The 11,320-nt window shown below is 47.9% G+C and carries 13 protein-coding genes; 10 read left to right on the top strand and 3 right to left on the bottom strand.

Annotated elements, in window-relative coordinates:
• Positions 1-4 precede the first annotated feature (4 nt).
• Positions 5-835, top strand: coding sequence for an NAD(P)H-hydrate dehydratase (locus tag AC0DBE_RS12525; protein ID WP_072565493.1), 831 nt, complete (start codon positions 5-7; stop codon positions 833-835).
• A gap of 13 nt (positions 836-848) precedes the next feature.
• On the opposite strand, the gene AC0DBE_RS12520 is transcribed toward AC0DBE_RS12525, so the two are convergent.
• Positions 849-2,219 carry a cytosine permease gene (locus tag AC0DBE_RS12520; RefSeq protein WP_061186580.1) on the bottom strand — a complete coding sequence of 457 codons (1,371 nt, stop codon included), beginning with the start codon at positions 2,217-2,219 and terminating at the stop codon, positions 849-851.
• Between the two features lie 211 nt (positions 2,220-2,430).
• On the opposite strand from AC0DBE_RS12520, the gene sigY reads away from it, so the two are divergent.
• From sigY to AC0DBE_RS12490, 6 genes are read left to right on the top strand one after another with little or no spacing between them, the layout of a single operon-like run.
• Positions 2,431-2,967: an RNA polymerase sigma factor SigY gene (sigY, locus tag AC0DBE_RS12515; protein ID WP_472962356.1), complete on the top strand. Its 537-nt coding sequence runs from the start codon at positions 2,431-2,433 to the stop codon at positions 2,965-2,967.
• Positions 2,960-3,280: a YxlC family protein gene (locus AC0DBE_RS12510; RefSeq protein ID WP_072565490.1), complete on the top strand. Its 321-nt coding sequence runs from the start codon at positions 2,960-2,962 to the stop codon at positions 3,278-3,280. Before sigY ends, AC0DBE_RS12510 begins: the two co-directional genes overlap by 8 nt.
• Positions 3,277-3,483, top strand: a complete 207-nt coding sequence (yxlD, locus tag AC0DBE_RS12505; protein WP_072565489.1) for a sigma Y negative regulator YxlD — start codon at positions 3,277-3,279, stop codon at positions 3,481-3,483. The genes AC0DBE_RS12510 and yxlD overlap by 4 nt, the downstream gene beginning before the upstream one ends.
• Positions 3,480-3,668: a sigma Y negative regulator YxlE gene (gene yxlE / locus AC0DBE_RS12500; protein WP_003218770.1), complete on the top strand. Its 189-nt coding sequence runs from the start codon at positions 3,480-3,482 to the stop codon at positions 3,666-3,668. The genes yxlD and yxlE overlap by 4 nt, the downstream gene beginning before the upstream one ends.
• 6 nt (positions 3,669-3,674) lie before the next feature.
• Positions 3,675-4,562, top strand: coding sequence for an ABC transporter ATP-binding protein (locus tag AC0DBE_RS12495; RefSeq protein WP_061186579.1), 888 nt, complete (start codon positions 3,675-3,677; stop codon positions 4,560-4,562).
• The gene (locus tag AC0DBE_RS12490; protein ID WP_014115664.1) at positions 4,559-5,335 is read left to right on the top strand and encodes an ABC transporter permease; all 777 of its coding nucleotides are present in this window, start codon (positions 4,559-4,561) and stop codon (positions 5,333-5,335) included. The genes AC0DBE_RS12495 and AC0DBE_RS12490 overlap by 4 nt, the downstream gene beginning before the upstream one ends.
• Here AC0DBE_RS12490 and AC0DBE_RS12485 read toward each other — a convergent pair.
• Together AC0DBE_RS12485 and katX are read right to left on the bottom strand one after the other, a co-directional pair.
• Positions 5,332-6,534, bottom strand: a complete 1,203-nt coding sequence (locus tag AC0DBE_RS12485; RefSeq protein ID WP_072565488.1) for an MFS transporter — start codon at positions 6,532-6,534, stop codon at positions 5,332-5,334. The genes AC0DBE_RS12490 and AC0DBE_RS12485 overlap by 4 nt on opposite strands.
• A 101-nt stretch (positions 6,535-6,635) precedes the next feature.
• Positions 6,636-8,279, bottom strand: coding sequence for a catalase KatX (gene katX / locus AC0DBE_RS12480; protein ID WP_072182081.1), 1,644 nt, complete (start codon positions 8,277-8,279; stop codon positions 6,636-6,638).
• Positions 8,280-8,407: 128 nt separating this feature from the next.
• On the opposite strand from katX, the gene AC0DBE_RS12475 reads away from it, so the two are divergent.
• From AC0DBE_RS12475 to licR, 3 genes are all read left to right on the top strand, one after another.
• A complete protein-coding gene (locus AC0DBE_RS12475) occupies positions 8,408-8,998 on the top strand; it encodes a DNA-3-methyladenine glycosylase (protein WP_072182082.1) in 591 nt (196 codons plus the stop codon).
• 28 nt (positions 8,999-9,026) lie between these two features.
• Positions 9,027-9,185 (top strand): hypothetical protein, encoded by a 159-nt coding sequence (locus AC0DBE_RS12470; protein WP_061186616.1) that lies wholly within the window; start codon positions 9,027-9,029, stop codon positions 9,183-9,185.
• Positions 9,186-9,345: 160 nt separating this feature from the next.
• Positions 9,346-11,271, top strand: a complete 1,926-nt coding sequence (licR, locus tag AC0DBE_RS12465) for a transcriptional regulator LicR (protein WP_472962351.1) — start codon at positions 9,346-9,348, stop codon at positions 11,269-11,271.
• Positions 11,272-11,320 lie beyond the last annotated feature (49 nt).

Below are 11,320 nucleotides of genomic sequence, written 5' to 3'. Positions count from 1 at the left end.
AGAGATGAATATTCCAATTTGGACGGAGGAGCATGTGAGGGCCTCGCTCCCTGAAAGAGAGACGGAAAGCCATAAAGGCACGTACGGTACTGCATTGCTGCTGGCGGGAAGCGACGACATGCCGGGCGCAGCGCTTCTTGCGGGGCTTGGGGCCATGCGGAGCGGGCTCGGAAAGCTTGTCATCGGTACGTCTGAAAGCGTGATCCCGCTGATTGTTCCTGTTCTGCCGGAGGCGACCTATTGGCGTGACGGCTGGCAAAAAGCGGCTGACGCTCAGCTTGAAGAGACGTACCGGGCCATTGCCATCGGACCGGGGCTTCCGCAAACCGAAAGTGTTCAGCAGGCAGTTGATCATGTGCTTGCGGCGGATTGCCCCGTTATTTTGGATGCCGGAGCGCTGGCGAAGCGTACATATCCGAAACGGGAGGCGCCCGTCATCCTCACGCCGCACCCGGGCGAGTTTTCCCGCATGACAGGGGTACCGGTGAAGGAATTGCAAAACAAAAGAGCGGAATATGCAAAGGAATGGGCGGCTCAGCTGCAGGCTGTCATTGTGTTAAAAGGGAATCAAACCGTTATCGCATTTCCCGATGGTGACTGCTGGCGCAACCCAACCGGAAACGGGGCACTCGCCAAAGGCGGAACCGGTGACACGCTGACGGGCATGATATTGGGCATGCTTTGCTGCCACGAAGACCCGAAGCATGCCATATTAAACGCAGTCTATCTGCACGGTGCGTGCGCTGAGCTCTGGACGGACGAGCACTCCGCTCATACGCTGCTCGCTCACGAGCTTTCTGATGTGCTGCCTCGTGTGTGGAAGCGATTTGAATGATAAAAAGCTGTCTTCATAGAGAAGACAGCTTTTCTTGATAACTCCGTTTTTTCAGACGCGGTTTCATCAATACATAATAAAGAACAGAAGGCACGGCCAAGCCGACAATCCATGCGATATCTCCGCCTCCAAACATTTTGGCAAGCGGTCCAATGTAAAAGGACGTATTGATAAACGGGATTTCAAGCAAGATGGACAGGACGAACGCAATCGTGGTAATCCAATTGACTTTTCCATACGGCCCGTTCACATCAAACATGGCTTTGACTTGATAGTTACCGTGGCGGACGAAGTAGTAATCGACTAAATTGATTGCCGTCCAAGGTATTAAGAAATAACTGATGAAAAAGATAAAATTCAAAAACAGCTCCATAAAATTGCTTTGCCCGAGAAGGCTTAAGACTGTGCCGACAATCGTGACGCCGAGGATCATGATGATTCTGACTTTGGGCGTGACTTTTAACTTCAGAAAAGGCTCAAGCGTTGTTGTTGTAGACATGAAAGCTCCATACAGGTTAAAGACATTGATCGCCATTTGCCCAAATAACACAATGATTAGCATAATAAACGAGAAGGGGCCAAACAATTGGACAATCTGGCTGCCTGAGTTTGCCGTAAAGTCAGGAAGTGCTGTCGTCAGCAAAGCGCCGAGCAGCATCATCCAGATGGAGCTGACAGATGTACCTGCATAGCTGTACCAAAATGTTTGAGAAGCCGGTGTTTTAACTGGCAGATATCTAGAATAATCGGCAACATACGGTGCGTATGCAAGCTGCCACGTCGCGACTGCGCTGACCGCCACCAAGAAAATTGGCAGATCAACCGCTCCGGGAATCCAGCTGCCTGCCGGAATCGGCAATTGGAAAATGAGTATCGTTGCAGCAAAAAATACAGCAAAAGAGGTCCAAGAAAGGATTTTTTGCATTTTGTGAATCAAATCATGGCCGAAAATGGTGAGTAAAAAACATACGGCGCTTAAGCCTATAATGCTCCATGATCCCGGGATGGGAACAAAGCTGCTTAGGGTTCCAGCCGCCAGAATCGTGCTGCTTGCGAAGAAACCAAGGTAGATAAACATAACTAAGAAGAGGGGAAGAATCGCTCCAATTACGCCGAATTGGGCACGGCTTTGAATCATTTGCGGGATGCCAAGCTGAGGGCCTTGCGCGGAATGAGACGCCATAAATATGGCACCGATTAAGGTTCCGCAAATAATAGCGGCAACACTCCAAAACAGATTAAGTCCCATTGCAACGGGAATCGTGCCAGTCACTAACGTGGTGATATGCATATTAGCCCCGAACCATACGGGAAATAAATCTTTCGCTTTACCATGTCTTTCTTCATTCGGAATATATTCAATCGTTCGCCTTTCTACTTTCAATGCATCGTCCTCCATATATAATGAAATTTTGAAATTGACATAAAAACATAGCTTAACAGACTGTACCTTGCTTTACAAATTTAGATGTTCACGAAAACCGATGAGAAGCCAGTGAAGTCAATAGATCAAAAGAATTATAAAAAAAATGAACGCTTTTGAATCCGGTGTCGTCTCATAAGGCAGAAAAACAAAAAAGGGGGGATCGCGGCTATTGGATACACATGAAGAACACCAGCTGATTCAACAGGCAAAAGAGGGAGACGACGCGGCGTTTACAGCCCTTTTCCATTATCATTATTCTTTTTTATATAAATATTTGTTGAAGCTCTCCCTTCACCCTGATCTCAGCGAGGAACTTGTTCAGGAAACCTTTCTCAAAGGATACATTCATTTAAGAAGCTTCCAAGGCCGTTCCAAATTCTCCACGTGGCTGATTTCTATTGCTTCGAGGCTCTATCTCGATCACCAGAAAAAGAGAAAGAGAGAATGGAAACGGAATCAGGCGGTTACGGAGGAAGCAATCCGCAAGATCAAGTGGGACGTGTCAGCGAAAGGGGAAGAATGGAGCGAAGCGCTTGATCTGTTTTCAAAGCTGGACCCTAAACTGCGCACGCCAGTTTTATTAAGGCATTACTACGGCTATACCTATGCAGAAATCGGGCTGATGCTGCAGATCAGAGAAGGCACGGTAAAGTCTAGAGTCCATAAAGGGCTCCAGCAAATCAGAAAGGAGTGGGACGATGAATAAAGAAAAGCTTTCTATTCATTTAAAATCAGAATTGCAGAAAATTGATCAAACAGCCAATCCCTCTATACCAGATCAAAAAGAACTGCTTTACCAGCTATTACAAATGAAAGCTGAACGTAGAAAAAAACTGCTGAAAGAGATCATCTTATTTGTATTCTGCGCGCTGATGGTTGTGAGTGCGGCAATCCTGACATTCACTCAAGCTCCCGCTGTATTTATCGTAATTCAGGTTTGTGTGTTTGCGGTGCTGCCGATTTTGATTGTGACCGAGAAAAAAAGACAGCTCGGGGAATGCGAGGTGGAGCGCCGATGACACAAACAGAAATGATCATAACGGCTGCGGCTTATCTCATCGTATTGGCGCAGGGAATCTTTTTATTTATTGATGCGAAAAAACGAAATCGCATGGCATGGGTTTGGGGGATTGTCGGACTAATCACAGCACCGATGCCTCTGGTTTGCTATTACTTTTTTGTTATTAGGCCGGACCGGAAGAAAAGGGGGATCAAGCAATGAATATTTCTTGGGAAATGATTTTGCCGCTAATTGTATTGCAGCTTGTGCTGGCGGTGTTCGCTCTCATCAGCTGTATAAAGGAAGAGCGGACAAACGGGCCAAAGTGGATGTGGGCTGCAATTATTGTATGTATCAATATTATCGGGCCGATTTTATTTTTTACCGTCGGCAGAAAGCAAAGGTGAGAGGGCATGCTGTCTATTGAGTCATTATGCAAGTCGTATCGGCATCATCAAGCTGTAAAGAATGTCAGTTTTCACGTGAATGAAAACGAGTGTGTGGCACTATTAGGTCCCAATGGAGCCGGTAAAACCACAACGCTGCAAATGCTGGCCGGGCTGCTTTCGCCAACCTCTGGAACCATCAAGCTGTTAGGGGAGAAAAAAACCGACCGGCGTTTGATTGGGTACCTCCCGCAGTATCCTGCTTTTTATTCGTGGATGACCGCAAATGAATTTTTAACCTTTGCCGGGAGACTGTCCGGGCTTTCGAAGAAAAAATGCCAAGAGGAGATCGGCGGGATGCTGGAATTTGTCGGCTTGCAGGAATCGGCGCACAAAAGAATCGGCGGCTATTCAGGCGGCATGAAGCAAAGACTCGGGCTGGCACAGGCGCTGCTCCATAAACCGAAGCTGTTGATATTGGATGAACCGGTGTCTGCTCTTGATCCATCAGGACGGTTTGAGGTGCTGGACATGATGCGGGAGCTGAAGAAGCATATGGCTGTTCTGTTTTCTACACATGTTTTGCACGATGCGGAGCAGGTGTGTGATCAGGTGGTGATCATGAAAAACGGGGAGATTTCATGGAAAGGCGAATTACAGCAGCTGAAGAAACAGCATCAAACGAACGTTTTCACCCTTACAGTGAAAGAGAAGCTGAAGGGCTGGCTTGAAGAGAAGCCTTACGTCTCAGCTATTGTCTATATGAATCCGTCTCAAGCTGTTTTCGAGCTGCCTGATATACAGGCTGGCCGGACATTGCTGAGTGATTGTATCCGAACGGGCTTGACTGTCACTCATTTTGAACAGAAAACGGAGTCGCTTGAAGACGTCTATCTAAAGGTGGTGCACGCATGAAGGTGATGATAACGCTATTGCAGAAAGAATGGCTCGATGGGTGGAAAAGCGGCAAGCTGATCTGGCTGCCGATCGCAATGATGATTGTCGGGTTGACACAGCCGCTGACCATTTATTATATGCCGGAAATCATTGAACACGGAGGAAACCTTCCTGACGGCATGAAAATCAGTTTTACGATGCCTTCAGGGTCTGAAGTGATGGTCAGCACGCTTTCTCAATTCAACACGCTTGGCATGGCTCTGGTCATCTTCAGCGTCATGGGCAGCGTGGCGAATGAAAGAAATCAAGGCGTAACGTCGCTGATCATGTCACGGCCTGTGACGGCAGCCCATTATATCGTGAGCAAATGGCTGACCCAAAGCGTGATCGGCATTGCGTCATTTGCAGCTGGATACGGGCTTGCTTATTATTACGTCCGGCTGCTGTTTGAGGACACATCATTCAGCCGTTTTGCCGTAAGCCTTGGCCTCTACGCTCTTTGGATCATGTTTATTGTGACTGCCGGCCTTGCCGGAAGCACGATGTTTCGGTCTCTCGGAGCAGCCGCGGCTGTCGGGATCGGGCTGACAGCTGCAGTTTCCTTTGCTGTTTCGCTATTTCCTGATGGTGCGAAATGGCTTCCGGCTGCGCTTTGCAAGCAGGCGGAGCATATCCTTCTTCATGGAGAGCGGGCGGATTTTTTCGGATGGTCGCTCACATTCTCCATTTTGTGCATCGTGCTTCTGGCCATGTTTTCAGTATGGCGCTTCCGGCGGTATGAAAGCTATTAATTGATCATGTTACGCTTTTGCACAAGCATTACAAGAAAGGCGGCAAATGCCAGCGACCCGGCTCCATAAAAAACCTCGGCCAGCCCGAAAAGCTGTGCGGTTTTTCCTGCAAGAAGGGGACCGAGGAAGATACCCAGCGCATAAAACGATTGATAAAACCCCATAACCGACATTTTCAAACGGGCAGAACTGATATCGACGACAAGGCTTAGCAGCAGAGGAAATACGAAACCGAGCGCCAGCCCGATGCAGGCGTGTGTGATGCAAACTGTGAACAATGTAGCTGAAAAAGGAACGAATAGCAAACAGACTCCTGTGACAGCAAAACTGATGAGCATCACCGAGTAAGCGATTCGGCTTGTGAAACGCAGAAACACGAAGCTTAATGTGGCGGCTGCGTGAGGGAGGAAAAAGGCGCTCATCACCCAAAGCAGCTCCGCGTCGCCCATTCCGAGCTGATTAATGAAAAGCGGCGTAAATCCAAACACTGTCATAAATAATACCGCATGGGCCGTCATGGATAGAATGGTGAAAAGCTTCAGCTTCGGCAGCTGGAATGTGTCTTTGATGTATTGCGGCACACGGATTGTATCACGGTTCGCGGGAGGAGCCGACGGATCTTTAATAAAACAGCAGATCACCAGACCGGCGGCAGAGGCTGCGAGCGCCATCCAAAATGGAACCTGCCTGCCTAAGTGGGCTGCCGCAAGCCCGCAGAACACAATACTGACAAACTGAGGCATGACGGTGAAAAACTGCATGATGCCCATTGCTTTTGATGCATTGTCATTGTTGAAATAATGCGCGTATAAAATGGTCGCCATTACCCACATGGAAGCGGTTATCCCTGCAAACAGCCGGGCGGCCAGCACGAAGAAGAAAGAATCAAACATCAGAAAAAGCAGGCTGCTGAGGACAGAAAACCCAAACCCGGCAATTAACAATTGCTTGCGCAGAGAAAACAGAATGTCTGACAGAAGGCCGAGCGGGAATCGCAGAAGGATTTGCGTAACGCCGTAGCTGCCGAGAATGATGCCGATTGCGCCGTATGAAAAGTGCAGATCCTCCAAATACAGGCTGAATACAGGAACATAAATATAACCTGAGAACCAAAAACAAAATACCATGCATAAAAAAACGGCGTGATCTAAAGCGCCGATTGTTTTTTTCTGAGGAATCATGTCCTGCTGTAATTCCATCGTTTCTCTCCACCCCTTTCCTTCCAGTACAACACAATTGCTGAAAGCGTTTCAATAGAAAAATAAAAAACAGGACTTCAAAAAAGCCCTGTTTGTTGTTTTTAATACGGATCAGACGGATGGCTTTCCTGTTCAGCCTGCTTTGCAGCCTGTTCAGTCTCTGTTGTGCCGATCGGTCCGTTGCTGTTGTTTTCTGAGACTTTTTTCAGGCCTTCCGCCACGCGTTTTCCGTAGTCCGGATCAGCTTTTGTGAAATTTTCAATCATCTGATCCTGGATTTCTTTTCGGCATGTAGAAAGCGTATTAACTAGATTCGTGATCAATTCGTTCCGTTCAAATTCGGTAAATCTCCGGTACGTTTCTCCGGCCTGTCCGAAGTTGTTCGTTCTGTCGATCGCTTCACGTTTTACATCACCTTCGACATGCGGCGTATGATCTTTTCCATCCTGCTTCGCTTCCTTTAGCCCGCCCATAATCGATGGCTCATAGTTGACGTGCGGATTTTGGCCTTCTGCTCTATCGACCCGATATTGCATTTGCCCGCCTTCCTGGTTGGTGGCAACATGCTTTTTCGGCGAGTTGATCGGAAGCTGCAGGTAATTTGCACCTACACGGTAGCGCTGCGTATCTGAGTAGGCAAACGTCCGTCCCTGAAGCAGCTTGTCATCTGAGAAATCAAGTCCGTCAACAAGCACTCCCGTTCCGAATGAAGCTTGTTCCACTTCTGCATGGTAGTTTTCCGGGTTTTTGTTAAGCACCAATTTGCCGATCGGTTTCCATGGGAAATCGTCTTTATACCACAGCTTTGTCGGATCGAGTGGATCAAAGTCCAGTTCAGGATGCTCATCATCGCTCATGATTTGAGCATACACTTCCCATTCCGGATAATCTCCATTTTCAATCGCTTCATACAAATCCTGTGTAGCATGGTTAAAGTTTTTCCCTTGAATCTCTTCCGCTTCCTTCTGTGTCAGGTTGCGGATGCCCTGCTTCGGTTCGAAATGATATTTCACGAGAACGGCTTTGCCTTCCTCATTCACCCATTTATAGGCGTGTACGCCCGAACCCTGCATTTGCCGGTAGTTGGCTGGGATGCCCCAAGGCGAAAACAAGAAGGTGATCATATGTGTCGCTTCAGGAGACTGAGAAATGAAGTCGAAAATACGTTCACCATCTTGGATGTTGGTCACTGGGTCAGGCTGAAACGCGTGCACAAGATCCGGAAATTTAAGCGGGTCGCGGATAAAAAAGATTTTCAGATTGTTCCCGACTAAATCCCAGTTTCCGTCTTCGGTATAAAGCTTAAGGGCAAAACCGCGCGGGTCTCTCAATGTTTCTGGTGAATGTTTTCCATGATTTACCGTAGAAAAACGGACAAATGCCGGCGTTTTCTTGCCTTTTTCCTGAAAAAGCTTGGCCCGGGTGTACTTTGAAATCGGCTCGTCTCCAAAGCTTCCGTAAGCTTCAAAATACCCGTGTGCACCCGCTCCTCTGGCATGAACAACCCGCTCAGGGATGCGTTCACGGTCAAAGTGGCTGATTTTTTCGAGAAAATCGTAGTTCTCAAGTGTTGTAGGTCCTCTGTTCCCGACAGTTCTCACATTTTGGTTGTCAGTGACAGGGTGCCCCTGTCTATTCGTTAAGGTATCCTCTGATTCGTTTTCCCCGGATGTCTTATGAGAAAGCGCATCCTCGCTGCTTTGGGCATTTGTTCCGTGATGTTTGTTTTGATGATTATCTTTCATTGGTTGACCCTCCTTTTTAGAACGGTAATAATATTCCCTTAATGGAAAGATTTTAAAACAGCCGTTTTTTTTTATCGGGGTCGGGAATGGTACAATGTACAAAAATCGGTAAAAGGAGAGGTCGATTCGTGACGAGAGAAACAAATCCGCTGCCCATCACGTTTTACCAAAGAACCGCCCTTGAGCTTGCCCCGGCGCTTCTCGGCTGCCTTCTGGTAAAAGAAACAGACGAAGGCACAGCGTCAGGCTATATTGTGGAAACAGAAGCCTATATGGGCGCCGGAGACAGAGCGGCCCACAGCTTTAATAACCGCCGGACGAAACGGACTGAGATTATGTTTGCAGAAGCTGGGCGGGTGTATACATACGTGATGCACACCCATACATTGCTGAATGTCGTTGCCGCAGAAGCAGATGTCCCGCAAGCGGTCTTAATCAGGGCCATTGAGCCTCATGAAGGCCAGCTGTTAATGGAGGAGAGGAGGACGGGCCGGCATCCGAGGGAATGGACAAACGGGCCCGGAAAGCTGACGAAAGCGCTTGGCGTCACGATGAATGACTACGGACGCTGGATCACGGAACAGCCGCTTTACATCGAAGGCGGGTATACACCGGAAGAAATTTCAACCGGCCCGCGTATCGGCATCGACAACAGCGGAGAGGCGCGCGATTATCCGTGGCGTTTCTGGGTGACGGGAAACAGGTACGTGTCGCGGTAGCATGTTTAAGCAAAAGGCAATCAGGGGAATGGTTGAGAAAAAAGAAGGGAGAATCGGAGCTTTGAAAAAGATGATCAAAACCGTTATCAAATGGGCGCCGGTCATTTACCCGATTGTGCGAAAAATCATGAAGGATCGCAAGGCGTCTAAACGAAAGAATATGTCCGCATCCCGAACAGCCGGCTGACCCCGGCTGTTTTTTATAGGTCAGTTTTCCCTCCAGGCCTCCCGATGTTCATTGACTTGCCATTCCCGCCATTATAGAATTTATATACATTTCGCATTCCTTCATCATCCTTTCTGCCTATTCACTTATCCCTGCATCTACTTGATAGGAGGTTTTTCTCATGCTTCATGGGCGACTTCGTGATATTCTGCGCTTGCTGATGGCGGCTGAAGCCCCGGTGACAAGCTCGTTTTTTGCCGCGCAATTAAATGTGACGACGCGGACGGTCCGCAATGATATAAAGGAACTGCAAGGTGCGCTAAGCGGCTATGGCGCCTATGTCCAATCGGTAAGAGGCTCAGGTTACAAACTCCGCATTCATGACGAGCAGACATTCAGAACGCTGCTGCAAGATGTGTTTCAGCAAAAAAAAAGCCTGCCGGTATTGCCGGAGGAGAGAATGGCCTATCTCACGAAACGGCTGCTGCTGGCGGAGCATTACCTCAAGCTCGATGAACTGGCTGAAGAACTATTTATCTCAAAATCTACACTCCAAACGGATTTAAAAGAAGTAAAGAAACGGTTGCTGCCGTACCGCATCGTCATGGAAACACGCCCAAATTACGGCTTCAAGCTGCGCGGGGACGAGGTGCAGATGAGGTACTGTATGGCGGAGTACATTGTCGATGAAAGAGAAATGGAGATTGATATTCTGAATGAAAAGGCTGATATTTTGCCAAATGAAGAAATCGAGATCATCCGTTCCGCCATCCTGAAAAAAATGAAAAACGACCGCATCCCTCTGTCCAACTTGGGACTGAATAACCTCATCATCCATATCGCCATTGCCTGTAAACGGATCAGAACGGAAAACTATGTATCTCTTTTCCCGGAAGATATGGATCACATCCTGCATCAAAAAGAATATCAGGCTGCCGAAGCCATTGTAAAAGAGCTGGAATCAGCACTTGCCGTTACATTTCCGAAAGACGAGACGGCCTATATTGCCATGCATCTCCTTGGCACAAAACGAATGACACAACCACAATGCGGGGAGGACACATTTTCAATAGACGAGGAAACTGATCAGCTGACATTTGCGATGATTGAAGCCGTTGATCGCGAAATGAAGCTCGGCATCCTGCATGACAAAGAGCTGAAAATCGGCTTGGCGCTACATGTGAAGCCGGCGGTCAGCCGCAACCGATACGGCATGAACCTTCGAAATCCGATGCTGGCAGCGATCAAGGAACATTATCCTCTCGCTTTTGAAGCCGGGATCATTGCGGGGATGGTCATAAAGGAACAGACGGGCATCGATATTCATGAAAACGAAATTGGGTATCTGGCTCTCCACTTTGGCGCTGCGATTGAACGGAAAAAAACAGAAAGCCCGCCGAAACGCTGTATCATTGTGTGCGCATCAGGTGCCGGAAGCGCCCAGCTACTGCGTGAAAAACTCCGCTCCCATTTCGGCAAGCGGCTCGATATTCTTGGAACGGCTGAGTATTACAGTCTTGACCAAATGTCCTATGAATCCATTGATTTTGTCATCAGCACCATCCCGATCAAAAAAGAGCTCCCTGTACCAGTGCTAAAGGTCAACACACTCTTAGGCGGGACTGACTTTACAAAAATCGAATCCATTCTGAGTGATGAAAAAGAAAAAGCCGCCCGCTATCTGAAAAAAGAACTCGTTTTTTTCCAGGAGGATCTGCGCTCAAAAGAAGAAGTGATTCAATTTTTAGGGCAGAAAGCGGTTGATTGCGGCTATGCCGACAAAGAAATCATAGATTCCATTTTTGAAAGAGAAGACATGTCGCCAACGTGCTTTGGCAATCTGGTTGCCATCCCGCATCCGCTCGTTCCGCAGACAAAAACAACGTTTTGGGCCGTCTGTACGCTCAAAAAACCGATAGATTGGGAGGACCAGCGTGTTCAATTTGTCTGTTTGCTTTGTGTCGAAAAGGAGAACAAAGCGGATTTGCAAAGCATGTATAAACTGCTTGGCAGCATTTTGGATGACCCGGCAGCGGTGAACCAGCTGATCAAATGCCGTTCATATCAAGAGCTTTCGGACGTGTTTGACCAAAAAATGCTGAGCTGACAGCCTGTATATACCTTTTTTCCGTTTCCTGCGGAAAAACCTTGAGTGT

It is taken from the genome of Bacillus sp. VA15 (genome assembly GCF_055721145.1).
The sequence above is the reverse complement of the archived record's forward strand: the minus strand, read 5'-3'. Positions and strand labels throughout refer to the sequence as shown.